Annotated in this window: 20 protein-coding genes; 18 read left to right on the top strand and 2 right to left on the bottom strand. The window is 51.8% G+C overall.

Annotation, left to right across the window (positions count from 1 at the left end):
• Positions 1 to 139 precede the first annotated feature (139 nt).
• The 4 genes from BLP63_RS04970 to lipB all read left to right on the top strand — a co-directional run bounded on the left by BLP63_RS04970 (position 140) and on the right by lipB (position 3,614).
• Positions 140 to 931 (top strand): putative hydro-lyase, encoded by a 792-nt coding sequence (locus tag BLP63_RS04970; RefSeq protein ID WP_330387091.1) that lies wholly within the window; start codon positions 140 to 142, stop codon positions 929 to 931.
• Positions 932 to 1,136: 205 nt separating this feature from the next.
• Positions 1,137 to 2,339 (top strand): NRAMP family divalent metal transporter, encoded by a 1,203-nt coding sequence (locus BLP63_RS04965; RefSeq protein WP_092589782.1) that lies wholly within the window; start codon positions 1,137 to 1,139, stop codon positions 2,337 to 2,339.
• A 281-nt stretch (positions 2,340 to 2,620) separates the two neighbouring features.
• Entirely contained in the window at positions 2,621 to 2,902 is a 282-nt protein-coding gene (locus BLP63_RS04960) for a putative quinol monooxygenase (RefSeq protein ID WP_092589781.1), read from the top strand.
• Positions 2,903 to 2,915: 13 nt separating this feature from the next.
• Complete coding sequence (gene lipB / locus BLP63_RS04955; protein ID WP_092589780.1) at positions 2,916 to 3,614, top strand: lipoyl(octanoyl) transferase LipB; 699 nt, start codon at positions 2,916 to 2,918, stop codon at positions 3,612 to 3,614.
• 132 nt (positions 3,615 to 3,746) lie between these two features.
• Here lipB and BLP63_RS04950 read toward each other — a convergent pair whose 3' ends face one another.
• Positions 3,747 to 4,658 carry a DMT family transporter gene (locus BLP63_RS04950; RefSeq protein WP_092589779.1) on the bottom strand — a complete coding sequence of 304 codons (912 nt, stop codon included), beginning with the start codon at positions 4,656 to 4,658 and terminating at the stop codon, positions 3,747 to 3,749.
• A gap of 276 nt (positions 4,659 to 4,934) precedes the next feature.
• On the opposite strand from BLP63_RS04950, the gene BLP63_RS04945 reads away from it, so the two are divergent.
• From BLP63_RS04945 to BLP63_RS04920, 6 genes are all read left to right on the top strand, one after another.
• Positions 4,935 to 5,660: an alpha/beta hydrolase gene (locus BLP63_RS04945; RefSeq protein ID WP_092589778.1), complete on the top strand. Its 726-nt coding sequence runs from the start codon at positions 4,935 to 4,937 to the stop codon at positions 5,658 to 5,660.
• 52 nt (positions 5,661 to 5,712) lie between these two features.
• Entirely contained in the window at positions 5,713 to 6,966 is a 1,254-nt protein-coding gene (locus BLP63_RS04940; RefSeq protein WP_092589777.1) for a sensor histidine kinase, read from the top strand.
• 3 nt (positions 6,967 to 6,969) lie between these two features.
• Positions 6,970 to 7,899 (top strand): response regulator, encoded by a 930-nt coding sequence (locus BLP63_RS04935; protein WP_092589776.1) that lies wholly within the window; start codon positions 6,970 to 6,972, stop codon positions 7,897 to 7,899.
• A gap of 331 nt (positions 7,900 to 8,230) precedes the next feature.
• Positions 8,231 to 11,359, top strand: a complete 3,129-nt coding sequence (locus BLP63_RS04930; RefSeq protein WP_092589775.1) for an HD domain-containing phosphohydrolase — start codon at positions 8,231 to 8,233, stop codon at positions 11,357 to 11,359.
• Between the two features lie 269 nt (positions 11,360 to 11,628).
• Complete coding sequence (locus BLP63_RS04925) at positions 11,629 to 12,789, top strand: flagellin N-terminal helical domain-containing protein (RefSeq protein WP_330387090.1); 1,161 nt, start codon at positions 11,629 to 11,631, stop codon at positions 12,787 to 12,789.
• Positions 12,790 to 13,537: 748 nt separating this feature from the next.
• Positions 13,538 to 13,909, top strand: a complete 372-nt coding sequence (locus BLP63_RS04920) for a helix-turn-helix domain-containing protein (RefSeq protein WP_242870802.1) — start codon at positions 13,538 to 13,540, stop codon at positions 13,907 to 13,909.
• A gap of 107 nt (positions 13,910 to 14,016) precedes the next feature.
• Here the strand turns inward: BLP63_RS04920 and BLP63_RS04915 are convergent, their stop codons facing one another.
• Complete coding sequence (locus BLP63_RS04915) at positions 14,017 to 14,730, bottom strand: flavodoxin family protein (RefSeq protein WP_092589772.1); 714 nt, start codon at positions 14,728 to 14,730, stop codon at positions 14,017 to 14,019.
• A gap of 415 nt (positions 14,731 to 15,145) precedes the next feature.
• On the opposite strand from BLP63_RS04915, the gene BLP63_RS04910 reads away from it, so the two are divergent.
• From BLP63_RS04910 to BLP63_RS04875, 8 genes are all read left to right on the top strand, one after another.
• The gene (locus BLP63_RS04910) at positions 15,146 to 16,465 is read left to right on the top strand and encodes a Na+/H+ antiporter family protein (RefSeq protein WP_092589771.1); all 1,320 of its coding nucleotides are present in this window, start codon (positions 15,146 to 15,148) and stop codon (positions 16,463 to 16,465) included.
• Positions 16,466 to 16,713: 248 nt separating this feature from the next.
• Positions 16,714 to 17,565: a DUF4438 domain-containing protein gene (locus BLP63_RS04905; RefSeq protein ID WP_092589770.1), complete on the top strand. Its 852-nt coding sequence runs from the start codon at positions 16,714 to 16,716 to the stop codon at positions 17,563 to 17,565.
• 152 nt (positions 17,566 to 17,717) lie between these two features.
• Complete coding sequence (locus tag BLP63_RS04900) at positions 17,718 to 18,359, top strand: lactate utilization protein (protein WP_092589769.1); 642 nt, start codon at positions 17,718 to 17,720, stop codon at positions 18,357 to 18,359.
• 26 nt (positions 18,360 to 18,385) lie between these two features.
• Positions 18,386 to 18,985, top strand: coding sequence for a ribonuclease domain-containing protein (locus BLP63_RS04895; RefSeq protein ID WP_242870795.1), 600 nt, complete (start codon positions 18,386 to 18,388; stop codon positions 18,983 to 18,985).
• 19 nt (positions 18,986 to 19,004) lie between these two features.
• Positions 19,005 to 19,325: a barstar family protein gene (locus BLP63_RS04890; protein ID WP_207646409.1), complete on the top strand. Its 321-nt coding sequence runs from the start codon at positions 19,005 to 19,007 to the stop codon at positions 19,323 to 19,325.
• 310 nt (positions 19,326 to 19,635) lie between these two features.
• Complete coding sequence (locus BLP63_RS04885) at positions 19,636 to 20,229, top strand: hydrolase (protein ID WP_092589768.1); 594 nt, start codon at positions 19,636 to 19,638, stop codon at positions 20,227 to 20,229.
• A 120-nt stretch (positions 20,230 to 20,349) separates the two neighbouring features.
• Entirely contained in the window at positions 20,350 to 21,111 is a 762-nt protein-coding gene (locus tag BLP63_RS04880; protein ID WP_092589767.1) for an HpcH/HpaI aldolase family protein, read from the top strand.
• A gap of 63 nt (positions 21,112 to 21,174) precedes the next feature.
• Positions 21,175 to 22,167, top strand: coding sequence for an aldo/keto reductase (locus tag BLP63_RS04875; protein ID WP_207646408.1), 993 nt, complete (start codon positions 21,175 to 21,177; stop codon positions 22,165 to 22,167).
• Positions 22,168 to 22,217: the final 50 nt, after the last annotated feature.

Raw genomic sequence — 22,217 nt, 5'->3', positions numbered from 1 at the left:
GGCAATAAGAGGCGGAAATTGTAAACAAAAGAAACGTGGACTGCTTGCGGGGCATTACCGTGACAGTTCTCAAAAAATTGACTTTCATTAAGTGCCTGTCCCCAACCAAAACACATTCAATTGAAGGAGGCGTACGTTCTTGATACCTTTCAAAACTGCTACACCGACCGAAATGCGGCTGGCGATCCGAAATGGTGAGTTCGTCAAACCAACAGCAGGTCTCTGCCCGGGCTATGCCCAAGGCAACCTCGTGGTCCTGCCAAAAGATCTGGCTTATGACTTTTTGCTCTTCAGCCAGCGCAATCCTAAGCCTTGCCCAATCCTCGACGTTACAGAGGTGGGCAGCCGTGAAATGGCCATTGTTGCCCCTGGTTCAGACATTGCCCGGGACATTCCAAAATACAGAGTTTATGAGAATGGCAAGTTCGTCCAGGAGCTCGAGGACGTCTCTGGCATCTGGCGGGATGACTTCGTCGCCTTTCTCCTGGGCTGCAGCTTCAGCTTTGAAGCCGCCCTCATGCAGTCGAATATAGAAGTTCGCCATATCGCTGCAGGCAGCAATGTGCCAATGTATATTACCAATATGGAGTGCCGCCCTGCGGGTGCCTTTTCTGGCCCTATGGTTGTGAGCATGCGTCCAATCCCTTACCACCAAGTCGTCAAAGCGGCTCAAATCACCGCCCGTTTCCCTGCGGTCCACGGTGCCCCGGTACACATTGGCGATCCGGCGCAGATTGGGATCAAGGATATCTCTAAGCCAGACTTCGGCGACGCGGTCGAAATTAAGCCAGGCGAAGTGCCGGTTTTCTGGGCCTGCGGCGTCACACCGCAAGCGGTGGCAATGCAGTCAAAACCGCCAATCATGCTGACCCATGCTCCAGGCTATATGTTTATTACGGATCTTCAGGATCATGAGTTTGCGGCATTCTAATTAAGCTATAAGCGGGGGAACGTCAGAGACCCTTTACGGTTACACTGACACTCCTATAGATCATGGCCTTCCCCCGCTTATAATAGTCAAAGGGTATCATTATCTTTATTCATACGGATATTTAGCCTGGATAAGGCTGTAGAACTGGAGCTTTCTATGTTTGTGAAACCATATTTAAACAAATAAGTTAAAAAGGGGTAAATTTATGGCTAATGCAAAAAAACCAAAATCAAAACACGGCTCAGTGCTTCTTGGCGCAGCGTTCCTGATGGCGACTTCCGCAATAGGACCTGGATTCTTGACGCAATCTGCGGTTTTTACTGAACAGCTCGGCGCGACTTTTGGCTTTGTCATCCTCATCTCAGTCATCTTGTCCTTTGTAGCCCAGATCAACGTTTGGCGCGTCATAGGCGTCTCTGGCCTCAGAGGTCAGGAAGTTGCGAATAAAGTGCTCCCGGGCCTTGGTTACTTTCTTGCCTTCCTGGTTGCCCTTGGCGGTTTGGCTTTCAACATAGGCAACGTTGGTGGCGCGGCACTTGGCTTAAACGTCTTATTTGGTCTTGACCTCAAAATTGGCGCAGCAGCCGCAGCGATTTTAGCAATCTTAATTTTCCTTTCTAAAGAAGCCGGAAAAGCCATGGATAGATTGACTCAAATTCTTGGCGCCGCCATGATTATTCTGGTTGGCTATGTGGCCTTTTCAACAAATCCTCCGATAGGAGAAGCTATTACGAGAACCTTTATGCCAACACATATCCCGATGCTGGCAATCATCACGCTGGTAGGCGGTACGGTCGGCGGCTATATCACCTTCTCCGGCGGTCACAGACTTGTCGACGCTGGCGTTTCGGGCGTGGAAAATCTAAGTGAAATCAATAAATCCGCTTTGATGGGGATGGGCATTGCGACTATCATGAGGATCCTGTTGTTCCTTGCGGTTCTCGGTGTCGTCACCAAAGGTTTTGCCCTTGATCCTGCCAACCCACCAGCATCAGCGTTTCAAGCCGCTGCGGGTGTCGTAGGTTATAAGCTCTTTGGTACGGTTATCTTTGCTGCAGCTTTGAGCTCTGTCGTCGGAGCAGCTTATACCAGCGTTTCCTTCCTGAAGACCTTCTCCACCGCAATTGGAAACCACGTCAACAAATGGATTATTGGTTTCATTGGTCTCTCTACAATTATTTTCATGACCATAGGCCGTCCTGCGACGCTGCTGGTCATTGCCGGTTCACTCAACGGATTAATCCTGCCGCTGACGCTGGGGACTATGCTGCTGGCGTCTGGGAAAAAAGAAATTATTGGCGACTACAAGCACCCTAAATCCTTGCTGATCCTCGGTATCCTGGTCGTTCTCATCACGGCTTACATGGGTGTTCAGTCGCTGCAAGGTCTCAAAGCACTGTGGGGATAGGCGATCCAAAATGGTCATGATTGAAAAGTGATCGATTGGCATAAGCCATGTAGTTTAAGTTAAGAGATAGAAGAAGCTGAAAGATCTCCATCTGGCGATCTTTCAGCTTTTTGTTTAACGCAGGAGATTGGTTGGTGCCTGTCCCCAACCAACCTTCTGTTTATGAGTTGCAAAACCGTGCATAAGTGTCCCTAAGAAGATGTCGTGGCAAAATCCACCACACGTCCTCTAAAAAAATGTTATAATTATCCCAATAAGAATCTGTTTAGGAGGCATCCGCTATGATTAAAGTTGTATCGAAAAACCAAGTACCCACTGAAAATATAGAAGCCTTTAAAGCCCTGGCAGCCAAGATGGTGGAAGAAACCGTCAAGGAAGACGGCTGCATTGACTACGCACTTTTTGAAGACGAGAGCAATCCTAACGTTCTGGTCTTTGTGGAAACCTGGGAAAGCAAAGCCCATCTTGAAGCCCATTTCCAGGCACCGCATTTCAAGCTCTATGTCCCTCAGATGGGGGAGCTCAGGACAGATAAAGAGCTGTCCATTCTGAAGACGGTATAGTGGGGTGACCTCTATGAAAGCGCTTCAAGTACTCAACCTCGGCAGATGTGACTATATGACCGCTTACCAGATTCAGCTCGATTTGGTAGCCAAACGCCAAAAGGGCGAAATTGAAGACACCCTGATCCTCGTGGAGCATCCGCCTGTTATTACTTTGGGCAAATCCGCTGAGGATGGCCATATTCTCTTTGCTGAAGCATTTCTCAAAGAGCAGGGAATTGAGGTTCATCAGATTGAACGTGGCGGGGACGTCACGTACCATGGGCCGGGCCAGATCGTGGGATATCCTATTTTTGACATCAAGCGCGGGGGCATAGGCATTCGGCCTTTTGTAGAAAATCTGGAGCAGCTGTTCATCCGGCTCCTGAAAGAAGAATTTGACATTCCTGCGGGAAAAGATCCTGTGCACACGGGGGTTTGGGTAGGCGACAGTAAAATCACGGCCATAGGACTCGCTGTTAAACGCGGTGTCACCATGCACGGCTTTGCCTTTAATGTTAACACTGAAATGTCCCACTTTCAGTTTATTGTCCCTTGCGGCATCGCGGACCGCGGCGTCACGTCCCTTGAAAAGCTTACGGGGGAAACCCAGGATTTTGGACACATCACAGAGTTGGTCACGACTTACTTCTGCAAGGTGTTCGGCTTTGACGCTGTCACGAGCTGTCACTACGAAGCGGGGGTCTTGGTACCGGAGGAAGGGGTGCGCTAAGGGACCATCGGCAAAAAAAAGCTGCTGCAAAACCAGTAAATTCTGGTTTCGCAGCAGAGACCAAGCAAGCGCCAACCGGCAATTCAAACCTGCCAGCTGGCGCCTGCAATTTTTTTTGGACTTTGCCAAGGCTCACTGCCCAAACACCATCACCGCAACGCCCGCAACGGTCATCACGGCACCAATAACTTCGCGGAAGGTGACGCGCTCTTTGTACAGCCATACGGAAAAGGGAATGATCATGACCGGCAGCAGCGCCATGATGGTGGACGCAATGGCGGCTTTGGTGGCTTGAACGGCAATCAGGGAGAAGGAGACGCCCATGAAAGGCCCAAAGAAAGCGCCCATGGTGATAAAGCCCATGGCGCCGGGATTTTTAAGCGCCACCTTGGCTTCAGACCAGCGGTTGCCTATGGCGTAGAGGACCAAAAAGCCCGCGAGCCCTGCTATGAGGCGGATCTGCGTCGCGGCCAGGGGGCTGAAGTCCGGGCCCATGCCAAGCTTGCTGAGGATCAGGCCTGTCGCCTGGCCAAAGGCGCCTATAAAAGCATAGAGCAGTCCTTTGAGAGGCAGCTCGGTGAGTTTGGTCGTGTCTTTGTCCTCGCGTCCACCACTTCTCAGAAACACCACCAGGGCTATGCCAAAAATGGTGATGAGCATGCCTGCAAAGCTCAGCAGGGTGAGCTTTTCGCCGAAGAGCATAAAGCCCAGGAGGGCGGCGAATATGGGAGAGCTGGCCATAATGACCATTGCGACCCGGACGCCTATCAACAGGTAAGACTGGAACAGGAAGAGGTCGCCCAGCACAAAGCCTATGAGCCCGGAGATGGAGAGCCAGAGCCAGGTGGTGGGTGTGGCGTCCATTGGGATCAGGGTCCCTCTGGTTATGAAATTGAAGACGGTCATCATGGCGAGGGCAATAATGAGCCTCAGCAGATTGACCGCAAAGGAGCCCACGCGTTTGCCGGCTTGTTCGAAGCTGATGCCGGTGAGGGTCCAGCAGATCGCCGTCGCGAAAGCGGCGGATTCACCCAGAAAGTTCATATAGAATTGACTCCTTCTCAAAAGAATTGGCTGCGCATGCATCCTTTACCATTATAGAAATGTTTTCCGGATTTGCCTACAACTATTTTAAAAGATAGATGAATGTTTGGTTGGGGACAGGCACCGCCTGAATGTTTGGTCGGGGACAGGCACCGCCTGAAAATCTGGCGGGTGCCTGTCCCCAACCAAACCGCAATAAAAGTTCCAAGGGGCGTTTCCAGTATGATAAAATGGGAGCAGTACGTGGATTGAACATCCTGAAAGGGGGAACGGCCTATGAATCACAGCAGTCAAAGCAATCGCAGCCAGCCGGCGTTTCTTCTCCTCCACGGCTTTGGCGGCGCCCCCTGGGAGGTTGAGCCCTTGGCGGAGGCCCTCAGAAAACGGGGCTACCTGGTGGCAGCACCTACTATAAAAGGCCTTTCGAGCAGCAGCCGCAGGGACATGGCGCGCTATGCCTATGAAGAATGGATCTGGGCGGCGGAAGAGGCCTACAAAGCCCTGAAAACGCAGTCGGACAAAATTGTCCTGGCAGGCTTTTCCACAGGCGGACTGATTGCAGTGCATCTGGCCATCCGGCACAACCCTGAAGCCATCATTTTCATGAGCACCCCCATCCAGCACTGGGATTTGAAACGGATCATGACGAACCTGGGAGAGGATATAAAGAACCGCAGACCAGACCATTTGCGCTATTATATGAAAAGTACCGTAAAGTTTCCGGTCAGAGCCCTATGGGAGTTCAAGCGGATTCAGAGACATACCAAATCAAGGTTTGGCGAGGTGCGCTGTCCAGCGCTGATTTTGCAAGGCCTTGACGACGACACCGTTCATCACCAGAGCGCCGCGTGCATTCTGAAGGGCCTTCATAGCATAAAGTCACACTCAAAAGCTGAGCTCGAGTATTTCGAGCCCGCCGGTCACGTCCTTTTGCAAGGCCCTGCCAGGGACCAGGCGCTCCGGCGCATCTTGAAGTTCCTCGGGGATTCATGTATTTTGTAAATATATAAGAACGTGCTTGACCTGACAATGCTGAGAAGGAGGACGACTGCCATTGAACCCAAGCCGTAAGCCGCAGATTAGGACATATTTGCTCATGATGGCCGTGGTCGCCTTTTTCGGTCAGATCTATTTTTATCCGTTTCAGTCGACCTTCAGATTTTCCGCGGGGGTTCTCGCGCTGATCCTGATTCTGCTGATCCGGGAGGATATTTCAGAAGTCAAGCTGGCGGTGATGACGTCGACAGCCATTGTCCTCCTTAGAACAGCCATCCGCCTCTATCTCACGGATTTGCCACTTCTGACACTGATCGAAGAAAATCTTCCTGCGGGGTTATATTACCTCTCCTTTGGCCTCATGGTCTGGGCGTTAAGGCTCAGAGCCCGCAAAGATCAACCCTTTGTAACCATGGCGGCCTTCGCTGTGGTGGATGTGGCCAGCAACCTCGTCGAGGCCTGGGTGGGCAACACTTTCAATTCCCGGCTGCTGGTACTGATTGTGACCATAGGTATAGCGCGCAGCGTGCTGGCATATTTTGTCTATTTCCTCTACCGGAGCCAGGAACTGCTGATCATGAAGCGGGAGCACCAGAAGCGCTACGCCCAGCTGAACGCGGTGATGGCGAACATTCAGGCGGAGATTTTTTACCTGAAAAAGTCCATGGGGGAGATTGAGAGCGTCATGAGCCGCAGTCACCGGCTGTATGAGGCCCACAAGGACAATCCCGGAGTCAGGGACGAAGCGCTGACCATTGCCCGGGACGTACATGAAATCAAAAAAGACTACTATAGAGTGCTGCGGGGCTTCGAGGGTCTGGTGAAGACTTTTGAGAAAGATGGTGCCATGAGCCTGAAGGACATTGCGTCCATCATTGAAGTCAACGCCCGGCGGATTCTTGAGGAGCTGGGCAGCGCGGTCACCTTCAGGGTGGAGGTGGGGCAGTCGATCCAGATCAAGGCTTACCACAGCGTATTCACCATGCTCAACAACCTGATCGTGAATGCCATGGACGCCTGTGGCGACAAGGGCGGCGACATTATGGTCATCCTGGATGCGGACGAGACCCAGGCACGGTTTGTAGTCCGGGACACGGGCGAGGGTATTGAGGACGACGTGCTGCCGGTGCTCTTCACGCCGGGCTTCACGACGAAGTACGACGAAGCCACGGGCGCCGCGTCCACGGGCATAGGCCTCGCCCATGTGAAGAACCTGCTGGACGCCCTGGGCGGCAGCATTGAAGTGAACACAGAAGTGGGGCGCGGCACCGCATTTATTCTGACGATCCCCCGTCAGGCACTGGAGGCGTGAGCAATGTTTCAATCACAAAATGAGACCCATCCGGGGGCCGGCGCCCAAAGCCAGCAGCCCCACACCTTTATGGTCATTGATGACGACCCCAGCGTCCGCGTGATGCTGAAGCAGATCATAGAAAAGAACAAGCTGGGCAAAGTCGTGGCGGATCTGTCCGCCGGCACCCACGGGGCGGAGGAGATCCTCTTCTATAACCCGGACGTCGTGCTGATCGATTACCTTCTCCCCGGCATGGACGGGGTCGCCGTCATGGAGGCTGCCCTGCGGCAGGGCTACAAGGGCAAGTTCATCATGATCTCCCAGGTCGAGGATGAGCCGATGGTCTCGAAAGCCTACACCGCCGGCATAGTCTTCTTCATAGGCAAACCCGTCAACCGGATCGAGGTGATCAACGTCATCCGGGGCGTGGCCCACAACCTCGAGCTCGAGCGGTCCATGTCGCTGATCCAGAACGCCCTGCAGTTCATGGGTGGCGCTCAGCCTAAAACCCAGATGAGTGCTCAGCCCCAGGACGCGAACGCAAAGCTCAGCGCCGTTTTTTCAGATCTTGGCATTGTGGGGGACAGCGGCTGCAAGGACTTGTCGCGCTTGGTCCTCAGAATCCATCAGACCGCAGCCTCAGGTTCCTATCAGCTTCAAGAGATCTACAAGGAGATCGCTGAGGCGGAGGCAGAACAGGAGGGTGGCTCAGTGAACGCCCGCACCGTGGAGCAGCGAATTCGCAGGACTATTCAAAAAGCGCTCGCCAACATGGCTGCCCTGGGTCAGGAGGATCCCTACAACACCAAGTTTACGGAATATGGCACCCTGCTTTTTGATTTTCCGCAGGTCCGCCAGGAGATGAAGTATCTCGATGGCCGCTCGAAGGAGCGGGGGAAGATCAGCATTAAGAAGTTTGTGGAAGGCGTTGTTTCAAAGCTTGGGGGTTAATGGGATTAAAGATAGGATTTAATAAGCGTTAAAAGGTGTCTGAAAGAACGTCGCGAGGCGGCTTCTTTTACGGCACCTTGTTTTTGTTGTTGAAATTACTTGAGGTGAGGATTCCACAAATTTTGTCATAGTTAAATAATTTATGTAAGTTTCACTTAACAATTAGAAGGAATCTACGATATAATTCAAGTGGCAAAGCGATGCGACATATTTCGACATTTTGTGATCAATATTTTCAAAATACTTTAGTCTGAATTATTTTTCGTATAATGAGCCCTGAGCCATAAAACATCACCCTAAGAGACTCAAGTAAAGCTAAAAGGAGCGCGACATGCAGCAAGGTCCAAAAATCAAACGCACCATTTCAATCCGGTCCATTATTATTATCGCCTTCACCTTAAGTACACTCGTTGCGGTTGCAGCTTTGGGCGGCATAGTCTTTTCGAACTGGAACAGTTCTATTGATGCCACTGTCGCGGAAATTGCACGGGGCACCAACCATGAAATCATGGATCAAGTCGAAGCCTACATCCAGGTCCCCCAGCACATGGTGGCGGTTAACCGAGGACTTTTGGAGCAGGGGATTATTGATATGGATCAGCCTTCCCTCAGGGAAAAATTCTTCGTCAACGCCCTGGCCAGCCATGAGGGCGAGTCGGTATACAGCTTCAGCTACGGCTCCGCAAGGGGCGAGTATTACGGTGCCCGGCGAAATGATGCGAGCACTATTGAGATCATAAGAAACGACGACTCTACGGAAGGTCATTCCTGGTATTATACCGTTCAGGAGGATCTGACCGCAGGCCCCCTTGTCATGCAAGCCGGGGCATTTGATCCAAGGACACGGGCGTGGTTCAAGGCGGCCTCCGAGACGGGAGACCTTGCCTATTCCAGCATCTATAAGCATTTTGTCATGAACGATCTGACCATCTCTGCCGCGGCGCCTTTGTATGACGAGGCGGGCAGGCTGAAAGGGGTCCTTGGCGCCCACATCACCCTGGAAGACGCCAACGAAAAGCTGGCGGAGATCGCGGGGCGAAAGGATGCCAAGTCCGTGATTGTGGAGCGGGATACCGGATATCTCGTCGCCAATTCCTATGGAGCAGACAATTATACTCTGGACGCTGAAGGGAAATTTCAAAGGCTCCCCATAGCGTCATTTCACGACGCAGGCGTGCTGGCGGCCTATCAGCGCTATATGGCTGATGGAGAAACCGACTATGCCTATGACCAGGATGGCGAGCAAGTGTTCACGGAAGTTGCCGCCATCCAGGCAAGCGGCATCCACTGGCTCGTCATTACCTCTGTGCCGGAGGGCTTTCTCGCTGCCGGCTATCAGAGGAGCTTTGAGACCTCGGTACTGCTCAGCGGTGCTTTGCTCATTCTGATCATTCTCATGTTTTTGAAGCTTTCAAAAAAGCTGTTTTCTCCGGTGATCATGCTCCTGAATGCCCAGGAAAGCTTTGCCGATGGTCACCGGTCCCAAAGAGCGCCCATCCTCAGACATGACGAAATTGGGCAGCTCGCGGCGTCGTTTAATCACATGGCGGAGGTCATTGACTATCACGTCCATGCCCTGGAGGATGAGGTCAAGGCGCGAACGGAGGACCTGCGGGATCGAAACGTTGCCCTGGAGGATTACAAGGACAGACTGCAACTGATCCTGGATTCTACGGTGGAGGCGATCTGCGGGCTGGATATGCAGGGGCGCTGTACGTTTATCAATGATAGTGGCTTAAAAATGCTGGGCTACGAGGATGCCGGGGAGCTTGTCGGGAAGTCGCTGCATCAGGTGATTCACCATAGTCTGCGGGACGGGACGCCTATTTTGGATGAGGAATGCCGGATCTACCGAGCATCGGCAAACAGCACTGGGGCGCATGTGGCGGACGAGGTGTTCTGGCGAAAAGACGGAAGCTGCTTCGACGTGGAATACCACTCCTATCCGCAGCTGCTGGAGGGGCGGGTGGTCGGTACGGTGGTCACCTTCATGGACAACACGGAGCGGCGCAGGATGGAGCAAATGATTTACAACGAGAAGGAGCAGTTTAAGACCACGCTGCTGTCTGTTGGGGACGGCGTCATTTCGACAGACCATCACGGCCGGATTCAGGTCATGAACCCCATTGCCGAGGCGCTGACGGGCTGGACTCAGGCGGAGGCTTTCGGAAGGCCTTTTGCTGAGGTATTTCACATTATCAACGAGTACACCCGGGAGGCCTGCGAAAACCCGGTGGAGCGGGTGCTGGAAATTGGGGAGATCATTGAGCTGGCGAACCATACCATTTTAGTCGCCAAGGACGGCAGGGAGATCCCTATTGAGGACAGCGCGGCGCCTATTAGAAGCAGCAATGGGTTTATTACCGGCGTGGTCATTGTCTTCAGGGACTTTACGGAGAAGAAGGAGAAGATCAGCGAGATCGAGTACCTGAGCTTCCACGACCACCTCACGGGGCTGTACAACCGCAGGTATATTGAGGACGCCTTGGCGCGGATGGACACAGTGCGAAACCTGCCGTTTTCGGTGGTGACCATTGACGTGAACGGCCTGAAGCTGACGAATGATGCCTTTGGACACAAGATGGGGGACCGGCTGCTGAAGAGTGTGGCGGGGCTTCTCAGGCGTGTCTGCAGGGAAGAGGACGTCATAGGCCGGATTGGCGGGGATGAGTTTATCATTTTGCTGCCAAAGACCTCTGAGCTCGAGGCTGAGCGCATCAAGAAGCGGATCATGGAGGCGGCGGCCAAGGTCAAGCTGGAGTCGGTGATTGTCTCTGTGGCGGTGGGGCATGCAAGCAAGTGTGAAGCCGGCCAGGACATGAGCGACGTGATGACCCTGGCAGATAATAATATGTACAAGGAGAAGCTGAAGTACGGGAAGCTGATGCGGAGTCAGACCATTGAGATGGTGCTGAAGAACATCAATCTGAAGTACGACCAGGAGCAGATTCATACGGAGCGGGTGTCTCAATATTGTGAGGCGATCGCCCGGGAGATGGGTCTCAGTGAGAAGGACGTGCAGGAGATCAAGACCGCCGGGGTGCTCCATGATATTGGAAAGATCATGATTTCACCGGAGCTGTTAAACAAGCCTGGTCGGCTGACGGAGGAAGAATTTGAGATCATCAAGCGCCATCCGGAGACGAGCTATCAGATCCTCAAGTCCGCGGATGAGTATGCCAGCGTGGCGGAGGCGGTGCTGTACCACCATGAGCGCGTAGACGGGAAGGGGTATCCGGAGGGGCTGAGAGGCGACCAGATTCCGCTGTATGCCCGGATTATTGCGGTGGCGGATTCTTATGAGGCCATGACGGCGAAGCGGTCGTACCATAAGCCAAAGACCAAGGAAGAGGCTGTGGCAGAGCTGCGGCGGTGTGTCGGGACCCAGTTTGATGAGGGGGTTGTGGCTGTGTTTGTTGGGCGGGTGCTGGCGGAGACGGTTGAGGAGAGGGTGAATTGAGGCAGAGGCTTGTGGGCCGTTTGAGAAAAAAGGGATAAGGGTTTAAATTAGTCACACCGTGGCTGGCGAGGGTTGCTGGCAGCGGTGTGGTTTTTTTGTGGGATTAGGTGGGATGAAAGATTAGAAGAATAAAGACGAAAAAATGAAAAACCAAGACAAAAAAAGAAAAAAATTAATCAAAGGCTATTAACGAAATGAAAAAGGAACCGATTAATACAGCATGAGGGTGAAAAAATGCATCCGAAACAGCGGACCGAGATGATCATAGGTTGGCTGGTGTCAAATTTGCGAAAATGGATGTTCGCAAATCAAAAAAATGTTTTCAGGGAGGAAAAAAGAACATGAGGATTAATAACAATATTTCGGCTTTGAACACTTATTCAAGATTATCAAGCGCGCAGTCTGCACAGTCTAAGTCACTCGAGAAATTGTCGTCAGGTTTAAGAATTAATAAAGCTGGGGATGATGCGGCAGGTCTTGCGATCTCGGAGAAGATGAGAGGGCAGATAAAGGGTCTTAACCAATCTGTAAGAAACGCACAGGATGGTATTTCTTTAATTCAAACAGCTGAAGGCGCACTGAATGAAACACATTCTATTCTTAACAGAATGAGAGAACTTGCAGTTCAGTCATCCAATGACACCAATACCGATGTTGACAGAGGTGAAATCGACAAGGAAATGAAGCAACTGTCTGATGAAATAGACAGAATTGCTGGAACCACAGAGTTTAATAAGAAGACTCTTCTGAATGGTGGTCTTGGAGCTACGGTCGAACAGGATGCTGCAACTACTACTTTGCTTGCAGGTGCGGGTGTAGCTAAAGTTGCCAGCACAGGTGCTGCAGCTGACACTTACACGATTTCCAGTGGTGCTGCTGGTGAACTGACCATGGTAAACTCTGCGGGTACAAAATCTCAGACCATTACCAATGCAGATGGCGCTCAGAAGCTGAATTTCAGTGATTTTGGCATTACTGTTGAAACCAACGCTTTTTACACCGCTGACGATGCAGTTGGAGATGTAGTGGTTACAGGCGGCAGCCTCAAGTTCCAGATTGGTGCCAATGAAGGGCAGGACATGGATCTCTCCATCAATGAAATGACCAGTGGAGGACTTAACATTGATACCATTGATGTGACAACACAGGCTGGTGCAAGTTCTGCAATTACAGCGATTGACGATGCTATCGAATTGGTATCTGCTGAAAGATCCAAGCTTGGTGCTGTTCAGAACAGACTGGATCACACCATCAACAACCTGACAACCACTTCTGAAAACCTGACAGCTGCTGAATCCAGAATCAGAGACGTAGATATGGCCAAGGAAATGATGGATTTCACCAAGAACAACATCCTCAACCAGGCTGCAACGGCAATGCTTGCACAAGCAAATCAAATGCCTCAGGGCGTTCTCCAGCTTCTTGGATAATTACATCGATTTAGCCCGTACCTGTCACCTTCAGTGAAGTTGCGGAAGTTGTTTGATGCCTGATGTAGCTATTGCATAGCTTGCAGAGAATGACTTGAGCAAATGATGAATTTTGGTGACAGGTACAGGCAGTGAAGTTGATCAAGAATTTAAACCACAAACAGGGATCGAGCCTCACAAGCGGGCTGATCCCTGTTTTTTATGGGTTGCTTTGGAGTCAAGACACCATCGGCAGGGTTTCGGGGGCAAGATTCCCCCGTACCTGTCACCATCAGTGAAGATGCGGAAGTTGTTAACAATTTTATGAAGCGATTGCAAGGCTTATAGAGATTAGATAGAGTAAAAGACGTTTTTTGGTGACAGGTACAGGCAGTGAAGATGATGAAGTTGAACAAGAATTTAAACCACAAACAGGGATCGAGCCTCACAAGCGGGCTGATCCCTTTTTTTATGGGTAAATTTGGAGTCAAGACACCATCGGCAAGAAAAAACCTTTAAGGCCAAAAACTGTTGACTTCGGCCGTCATGCAATCTATACGCATAGGAAGTAAAAAGTCATAAAAATAGATGATGAGTTCAAAATATATCAATAATTTATAATAATTTATATTATTGATATAAAAAACAAGAAAAATGTCTTATAATAAGTATAAGACTGATATCATGAACAAACATGAACAAAAAAAGAAACCTGGGACTGGATCGATGATGTTCTAAAAAGAAGAGAGGTGCAGCGTCGGTGACTAAAATGTGTCATATCTGCAATCTGGAGATGGAAAAAAGAAAAACGACGATTCATACGGGCTGGGGTGAGTATAAGCTTACTGTAGAAGGTGTTGAGACCTATATATGCCCCAAATGTGGCGAAATCACTATTGAAGGAAAAGATGCGCTGATGCTCCAAAAGCTGAGCAAAAGCCTGTCTGAAAGTGATGTGGGAGAGAAACCTGATCAGCTGAATTTGTCTGAGGTCGCAGATTTATTAAGAGTCAGCAACCAAACCATATACAATATGATCAGGGATGGAAGATTAAAAGCACAAAAGATTGGCAGGGAATGGCGATTTTCGAAAACGGAAATTCAATCTTTTATGACGGGAGATAAGGCGAAAGTGAAATGATTGTGCTTCTGTGTGGCGAATTGGATAAATGGGTGAAAAATGACCATCGGCAGAGTTTTTGAGTCTTTTAAGGCCCAAAAAACTCTGCCGATGGTCTTTGCTTTCCTTCACTTTGGAAAGCGTTCAATCGCTTTGTTATACCGCGCCCTGAGTTCTGCTTCCGGGACGAGTGGCCTGCTGATGGCCGCCAGGGTTTCGGAGTCTATAGAGCCTTCCGCCACCAGCTGATGCCCCGCTTTCCTGGCCGCCTCCAAAACGGCTGTTCCGGCGGCTGTCATCCCCGTTTCATCATACATCAGAAATGAGTGCGGCCTCAAAACCGGGCCGGAAAACTCAACGCCGGCCGTCTCGGAGAAGTCGCGGACAATCCTGACCACAGTGTCGAAGTTCTCAAGCTCCCACCAACCGCCTACAGAGACCAAGACAATTTTCTTGATGTTGAACGCGCTGTGGGATTCCGCCCGCGTTCGGCCCTCCCGGAACGCGAGCTTTGGCTTAATCAGAGGGCATAACCGGTTCATGACGTCCTGCATGCGCCCCGGAAGCGGTATGTAGACCGGCGTCGCCAGGACCAGAATATCTGAGGCCTTCAGGCTGGGATACAACGTCTGAAATTCATCCTGGACGCAGCATTCGCCGGGATTTTGGTACCAGCAGTACATTTGCCCGCAGGAACAAGGCTTGAGATCTAATTTGCTGGCATAATGGAGGGCTGCATCAGCACCTGCGTCTTCCATCCCCTGGAGGAACACATTCAGCAGCAGGGCTGTGTCGCCTTTTTCCATGGTTGGGCTTCCATTGACAGCAAATACTTTTGTCATATCATTCACACTCCCCAAATGAGGTTACGGGTGGACGGGTGAAGGAGGACCTACACATTATTAATACCCTCGAATGGTGCATAAAAACTGAAGGGGTAAAAGACCAGCGCCAGTTCACTTTTCTCTGCCCCGTGCACGCCCTGGCCGGCTTGACCATAGGCATATAAAGGCTTTAAGCGCTTTTAATTGCCGATGGTCTTTTTCACACTTCATTCTTCTTAGCCATCCAATTATTGACGATTTGTTGACGTTTTTTTGGTAACTTGGACACAATGTCTTTTCTTTCACAAAGAAAGGTCACACTAACATATCTCAGGAGAAAGGAGGCTTGCCCGCGAATTCACGCCACACGAGCCCAAGTGGGACAGGCGAATGCGGATGAATCGAAGAAAGTTTAAAAACAGGAGGGAACAAAATGGAATTGTTAACCAACCCTATAGTCGTCTCGGTCGTCGTGATGACAGTCTTGTGTCTGCTCAAGCTCAATGTTATTCTCGCGCTGATCATTGCGGCGCTGGTGGGCGGCTTTACCGCTGGAATGCCGCTTCAGGAAACTATGGACGCGCTGATTGGCGGCATGGGCGGCAACGCTCAGACGGCACTGAGCTACATCCTGCTCGGCGCGCTGGCAACGGCCATTCACAAGACCCGGGCAGCGGAAGCGCTGACGCTGATGATCGCAAAGCTCATCAAAGGCAACAAACTGGTCTTATTATTAATTATTGCTTTTGTCGCATCCCTTTCACAAACGCTGATTCCGGTACATATCGCCTTCATTCCCATTCTTATTCCACCGCTGCTTCCCCTCATGAACCGGTTGAAGCTGGACCGCCGTACAGCGGCATCTGCCCTGGCGTTTGGTCTTAAAGTGCCTTACATCACCCTGCCTTTTGGCTTTGGGATCATCTATCACGGGATCATTCGGGATCAAATGGCGGCCAGCGGTCTGGACGTTTCCATGGACATGATCTGGAAGTCCAACTGGGTAGCGGGTCTGGCCATGCTGGTGGGCTTCGTGATCTCTATTTTCGTCTACAGAAAGCCCAGAGAGTATAAAGATGTTGAAGGCATTGACGACGTGAATTTCGACAGTGAAGCCACAGCTAAGGACAGCAAGGTCACTGCGGTGCACTATATCACGCTTTTGGCGGGCGCGTCGGCGCTGGTGGTTCAGCTTGTCTTTGGATCCCTGCCTCTTGGCGCCATTGTGGGTCTTGGCATCATGGTCGCCACAAGGGTTATCAAGTGGGGCGAGATCAACGAAATGATGGACGGCGGCATCCGGATCATGGGCTTCATTGCTTTCGTCATGCTGGTCGCGTCTGGCTATGCCGCGGTTATGAGAGCGACGGGCGGTGTTGAGACGCTGATCGCGGCATCTGCGGATCTCATGGGCGGCAGCAAGCTGATTGCCGCAACCGTCATGATCTTCCTGGGGCTTCTGATTACCATGGGGATTGGGACTTCCTTTGGTACGGTGCCAATTCTGGCGGTCATCTACGTGCCGCTGGCAATGACTATGGGCTTCAGCCCGAAGGCAACCATCCTCCTGATCGCGATTGCGGCTGCCCTCGGGGACGCTGGATCACCGGCTTCGGATACGACCCTTGGCCCAACGGCGGGTCTCAACGCGGATGGTCAGCATGACCACATCTGGGACACATGTGTGCCGACCTTCCTCGTGTACAATATTCCGCTGGTCATCTTTGGCATTGTTGGTGCCATGCTGCTGTAATAAGGTGGACTTGGCCTCGGCGCGTTGAGGTGTAAATAGTGGGCCAAGATTGATTTTGACAAAGCTGAAATATTGATGAATGGATGGAAAATGACCATCGGCTGAGTTTTGGGCTTTAAGGGCCTAAAAATTTTGCCGATGGTCGTTTTTTCACTTTATTTGGGTAAATAAAAGCGGGGTAAAGGAACGGCGGAGATAAGGTATCTGGTACCATTTCCTCAACCAATAACAAAAAAGGAGCTGTCAAAATGCTGAAAACGAACCAAAAGAACGTGGTCGCGCAGGCGGTCATGGGAAAGATCCATCATCCAATCAATTCGAAGACCTTTAGGGTGAACCAGCATGGGGAGGCTATGATTTTGCCGTCGACGGGGTCTATTACCTATGGGCTTCATGTGGGCGACCCGGCCTTTGGGCTGGCGGGGGACCATATTGAACCGAGTGTCTCAATCCGCAATGAAATCACCGCGGAAAATGACGCGCTCATGGTGCTGTCCTGCCTGGGCAATCAGGCCAAGGTCATGACCGGGGACGCAAAGGGTGAAACAGGCTATGTTCTGGGGGCTCATGGCGGTATTGAGCACGTGATTGTCGAGTTTTCCGAGGAGACTATGGAGAAGCTTGCCATAGATGACAAAATTCAGATTAAGGGCTGTGGACAGGGGCTGAAGCTCCTGGATTTTCCGGAGGTCACCGTTATGAACATGGATCCGGGGCTCCTCGAGCGCATGGATCTGAAGGCCGATGGTGGCGTGATCGAATTCCCGGTAGCAGCCATAGTGCCGGCGCATTTGATGGGGTCGGGGATTGGATCTGTCCATGCATACACGGGGGACTATGACATCATGACGCAGGATGCGGAGACTATTGGCACCCTGGGGATTGATACGCTTAGATTTGGGGACTTCGTCATGCTGCAGGACTGCGACAACACCTTTGGCAGAGCCTATTTGAAGGGCTCGGTGAGTATAGGGGTCGTGGTGCACAGCGACTGTGTGAAGATGGGTCACGGCCCGGGAATCATGATTCTGATGACCTGTAAAAGACCGCTGATTCGCGGTGTGATTCGGGACAAGTGCAATGTTAAGGATTATATTTAAGCGGCTTTGACCTGCGGGATTCTGGGTATCAAAAGCTTGTCGGGCATTATATTCCGTTGTATGCTGATAACAATGACATCAAGCGTTCAGAGCTTTTTGCAGAAGGCGTGAGCTTGAGCGCTGAGAACTGAGACCGCGAGGAGGGATTTGACATGATCGAAATGATAACCAAAACACCTGAAGTGCTGGGGGCTGAGGCCGTGGCAGCGCTGAAGGTAAACCGATTCGAGGCCGAATATGTCTCAGGCGGTCACGAGGCCGTGAGACAGGTCCTGAGCATGATTCCTGAAGACGCCACCGTAGGGATTGGCGGCTCAAAGACCATTGAATCCCTGGGGCTGGCAGAGCTGCTGAGAGACCGGGGCAACAAGGTGCTATGGCACAATGAGCCGGGGATCACGCCAGAGCAAAGTGCGGCTTACAGACACGGGCAGCTGTCCTGTGACGTTTTCCTGACCAGCGCCAACGCCATTACGTTGAAGGGTGAAATTGTCAACCGTGACGGTGTTGGAAACCGTGTGGCGGCTATGATCTTTGGTCCTAAAAAGGTTATTGTGGTCGCGGGTGTCAACAAGCTGGTAGACAATTTAGACGCGGCTGAATTCAGAATCAGGACTATAGCGGCACCGCTGAACAACAAGCGGCTGAACCGGCCAAATCCATGTGTAAAGACAGGGGTCTGCACGGATTGCAGCAGTCCGACCAGAATCTGCAATGTGACGACCATCTTGAATAAAAAGCCGTCCCTGACGGATATGACCGTATTGATCGTAGGTGAAGAGCTGGGGTTCTAAGGCCTTATTGAGAAACGGGGGTGAAGGTGCTGAACGCGCAAATTAAGGGCAAGTCGAAGAAGCGTTGGCCTGGTCTGGCTCTGTTAATGATGATTTTGGCTTTGGCGTTAAGTCTGTCAGGCTGCGGGGTCGCCGTTGAGGTGGCTGAGCCTGGGGCTCAGGATAAGCCTGCGGCAGAACAGCCCACTGGGGCTGAGTCAGGAGAGTCAGCCGGGTCGGAAAGCAGTGCGCCGCCGGTAGAACTGTCGCCGCTTGAGGCGCTTCTGGCAGAGGCGGAAAGCTATGTCGAGGAGGGCGGACGGTACACGGCGCCAGAGGAAGTGGCGGCGTATCTCCATCTCTACGGCGAGCTGCCGGAAAATTTTATCACGAAGCGCGACGCAGGTGACCTTGGCTGGGAGAGCAATAAGGGCAATCTGTGGGAAGTCACGGATGAAATGAGTATAGGCGGCGACTACTTTGGAAACAGGGAGGGCCGCTTGCCGGACAAGGATGGCCGTAAGTGGTTTGAATGTGATGTCAATTATGAGGGCGGCTACCGGGGCGCGGAGCGGCTGGTCTTTTCAAACGACGGCTTGATTTACTACACTGAGGATCATTATGAGAGCTTTATTCAGTTTTATTGAGAGGAGCGAGAATAGCCGGATGTATGCTGATGAAGAGGTTCAATTTGTCATCCTGGATGGCGCGCAAATGACGACCAAAGAAGAGGCCCATGCTCATTTGAAGCAGCAATTCAACTTCCCGGATTATTACGGCAACAACCTGGATGCGCTTTGGGATCTTCTCAGCACTTGGAGCGATCCGCTCTATGTGAGGCTGATCAACAGCGAGGCGCTTTATCAAAGCCTTGGGTCCTATGGCGTTCAGCTGATCTCGGTCTTTACGGATGCGCTGCAGGAGAATTCCAAAATCAGATTTGAAATTTCCCATGAAGCGGATTTTTTTGAGAATGTGATTTTGTAAAAGGCTAAAAAGACCGGCTGATGGCGTCAATTGCAGTCAGAGACAGCCGGGGCTCCCAGGGATCGATGTGAGTAATGTGCAGATTTGAACAGGAGAAAGACGGCTTTGTGGCTTAAGACCATTGGCCGCTTTCTCTTTTGTTTTTTGGGGGGATAACGGGATAATAAGAGCGCTGCGTAGAAAATAGGCCGGTAGACGCAGCCGCAGGTTCTTTTTCCTAACTTTAGTGTAAGAACCGCGCATTTCACTCACCACGTCTGGGATGGGTATGCTAAAATATAAGTAAAATGCATTCAAGGAGGAACTATACATGTCTCATATGCCAACCCGGGAAGAAGCCTGGGCACTTCTTTCAGAATTCAATCAGGACGCCTATCTCCAAAAGCACGCGCTGGCGGTGGAAGGGGTCATGCGATATTTCGCGAAGCACTTAAGTGAGCCGGAAGAGGACTTCTGGGGGATCGTGGGTCTACTCCACGACCTGGATTTTGAAAAGTATCCTGAAGAACACTGCGTCAAGTCCCAGGAAATTATGCGGGCGCGCGGCTTTGACGAGCGGCTGATCCGCGCGACGGCCAGCCACGGCTACGGCCAGTGTGTTGACATTGAGCCAGAGCACACCATGGAAAAGGTGCTGTTCACCATAGATGAGCTGACGGGTCTGATTCACGCGACGGCGCTGATGCGGCCGTCAAAGAGCGTTTTGGACATGGAGGTCAAATCCGTTAAAAAGAAATATAAGACGCCAAGCTTCGCGGCGGGGGTTTCCAGAGAGGTGATCGACCAGGGGGCGGTCATGATGGGGTGGTCCCTGGATGACGTGATCAAGCATACCTTGGAGGGCATGAAGACAGTGGCAGAGGACATAGGTCTGGGCATGGCTCAGGGTGAACAGAAACTTTGATGGGGTGATGCGGTGGGGCTTGTGTGACCATCGGCATAATCATTGTCACTGTCACTTTTGCGATCATTTTCACCATTTCGTTCAGCACCACCACAAACGACCATGAGGGGGCACTCATCCATGTTCCACAACACGCTGAAGGAAAAGCTGAGTCAAGGCAAGGCTGCAGTGGGCATCTTCGCCGTCATGAATTCGCCGGACGTGATCGAAATTCTGGGGCTTGCGGGCTTCGACTTCGCCATCATAGACTGCGAGCACGGGCCTATGGGGCCGGAAAGCGCCCTAACCCTGATCCGGGCGGCGGAGCGCAGAGGCCTCACGCCTATTGTCAGGATTCCCAATACCCTGGAGAGTTCGGTCCTTCATTTCCTGGACATTGGGGCCCACGGGCTTCAAGTACCTCAGGTCAATTCCGCGAAAGCGGCGGCTGCGCTTGTCCGGCACGCCAAGTATTACCCCGTTGGGCGACGGGGCGTGGCGTTCATGCGGTCTTCTGACTACGGAATGACGGCCCCTGAGCAGTATTTCAGCCAGGCGAACGAGGAAACGCTGATCGTGGTGCACTGTGAAAACATTGAAGGCCTTGACAACCTGGAGGAGATCTGCAAAATACCGGAGATTGACGTCATTTTTGTGGGGCCTTACGACATGTCCCAGTCCCTGGGACTCACCGGCCAGGTCACCCACGAGCGGGTGGAGGCGGCGGTCCAAAAGGCCCTTGAGATTACCAAGCGCCATGGCAAGATTTGCGGCACCATTGCCGGGGATGGCGACACGGCCAGAATGAGAATTGAGCAGGGCTTCAAGTATGTGGCCATCTCCCTTGACAGTGTGCTTTTCGCGGCGAAATGCCGGCAGGAGATTGAGAAATGTAAAGGCTGAGACAATTAATAATTTAACTATTTGTGGTTTTAGACGATAGACATCAAAGGAGGCGTCATTTGGATGAAAGACAGCAGCGAAATGAACGCGATGCATGAGATGGAGGGCATAAAGCGCATGAAGCTCGGAGACAGCGGCATTGAGGTTGGCGAGCTGTGCCTTGGCATTTTGCCTATTGGTCCCCTTCAGAAAAATGTGCCGGTGGAGGAAGCCTCAGAGGTTATAGCGGAGGCGCTCAGGCAAGGGGTGGACTTTATAGATACCGCCCAAATGTACGGCACTTATCCCCATATCAAAAGAGCCCTTGAAAAAGTGGACAAGATCCCTGTCATAGCGTCAAAATCCCACGAAGCGACCTATGAGGGCATGGAGGCAGCCGTCCAGGAGGCCCTGGAAGCCATGGGCGTCAGCGTGATCGATATTTTCCACCTCCACGCCGCAAAGGTCGAGACGGACGTCTTTGACCTCAGAAGCGGGGCGCTCCAGTGTCTTCAGGATTATAAGAAAAAGGGCGTTATCCGTGCCGTGGGCATTTCCACCCACAACCCAAAGGTCGTCGAGGCGGCTGCCCACAGGGCGGACATAGATGTGGTCTTTGCGCTGATCAACGTTGCGGGTCGCGGCATTTACAACGGCACCCAGGAAGAGATGGAAGCGGCGATCAAGCTCTGCGGCGAAAAGGGCAAAGGCGTCTACCTCATGAAGATCCTGGGCGGCGGCACGCTGTCCGCGGAATTTGAAAAGAGCATCACCTACGCCCGAGGCCTTGGGGAATTTCCGCTGGCCCTGGGCATGATCCGTATGGATGAGGTTGAGTACAACTTAAGATATTTTAAGAATGATCCGAGCTACAAAGAGGTGCCGCTCGAGCTGGTCCAAAAAAATATCTTCGTTTTTGGAATAGTGTGCAAGTCCTGCGGTACCTGCTTTGACGCCTGCCACAGTGATGCGATCTCCTATGGCGACGACGGCAAGGCCTGGATCGATCCGGACAAATGCATTCAGTGCGGCTACTGCATCTCCGCGTGCCCGCACTTCGCGATTCGCATGATGTAAGGATAAGGATAACGAGGCTTTCACGTTGTAAGACTTGAGTTGGGAATATA

This window comes from Acidaminobacter hydrogenoformans DSM 2784 (assembly GCF_900103005.1).
GTDB classification, from domain to species: domain Bacteria; phylum Bacillota; class Clostridia; order Peptostreptococcales; family Acidaminobacteraceae; genus Acidaminobacter; species Acidaminobacter hydrogenoformans.
The sequence above is the reverse complement of the archived record's forward strand: the minus strand, read 5'-3'. Positions and strand labels throughout refer to the sequence as shown.

Coding starts and splice junctions, on each gene's coding strand:
- BLP63_RS04965 (WP_092589782.1), top strand. CDS start 1,137: ATGGCTAATGCAAAAAAACCAAAATCAAAACACGGCTCAGTGCTTCTT.
- BLP63_RS04960 (WP_092589781.1), top strand. CDS start 2,621: ATGATTAAAGTTGTATCGAAAAACCAAGTACCCACTGAAAATATAGAA.
- lipB (WP_092589780.1), top strand. CDS start 2,916: ATGAAAGCGCTTCAAGTACTCAACCTCGGCAGATGTGACTATATGACC.
- BLP63_RS04950 (WP_092589779.1), bottom strand. CDS start 4,658: ATGAACTTTCTGGGTGAATCCGCCGCTTTCGCGACGGCGATCTGCTGG.
- BLP63_RS04945 (WP_092589778.1), top strand. CDS start 4,935: ATGAATCACAGCAGTCAAAGCAATCGCAGCCAGCCGGCGTTTCTTCTC.
- BLP63_RS04935 (WP_092589776.1), top strand. CDS start 6,970: ATGTTTCAATCACAAAATGAGACCCATCCGGGGGCCGGCGCCCAAAGC.
- BLP63_RS04930 (WP_092589775.1), top strand. CDS start 8,231: ATGCAGCAAGGTCCAAAAATCAAACGCACCATTTCAATCCGGTCCATT.
- BLP63_RS04920 (WP_242870802.1), top strand. CDS start 13,538: ATGTGTCATATCTGCAATCTGGAGATGGAAAAAAGAAAAACGACGATT.
- BLP63_RS04915 (WP_092589772.1), bottom strand. CDS start 14,730: ATGACAAAAGTATTTGCTGTCAATGGAAGCCCAACCATGGAAAAAGGC.
- BLP63_RS04910 (WP_092589771.1), top strand. CDS start 15,146: ATGGAATTGTTAACCAACCCTATAGTCGTCTCGGTCGTCGTGATGACA.
- BLP63_RS04905 (WP_092589770.1), top strand. CDS start 16,714: ATGCTGAAAACGAACCAAAAGAACGTGGTCGCGCAGGCGGTCATGGGA.
- BLP63_RS04900 (WP_092589769.1), top strand. CDS start 17,718: ATGATCGAAATGATAACCAAAACACCTGAAGTGCTGGGGGCTGAGGCC.
- BLP63_RS04890 (WP_207646409.1), top strand. CDS start 19,005: ATGTATGCTGATGAAGAGGTTCAATTTGTCATCCTGGATGGCGCGCAA.
- BLP63_RS04885 (WP_092589768.1), top strand. CDS start 19,636: ATGTCTCATATGCCAACCCGGGAAGAAGCCTGGGCACTTCTTTCAGAA.
- BLP63_RS04880 (WP_092589767.1), top strand. CDS start 20,350: ATGTTCCACAACACGCTGAAGGAAAAGCTGAGTCAAGGCAAGGCTGCA.
- BLP63_RS04875 (WP_207646408.1), top strand. CDS start 21,175: ATGAAAGACAGCAGCGAAATGAACGCGATGCATGAGATGGAGGGCATA.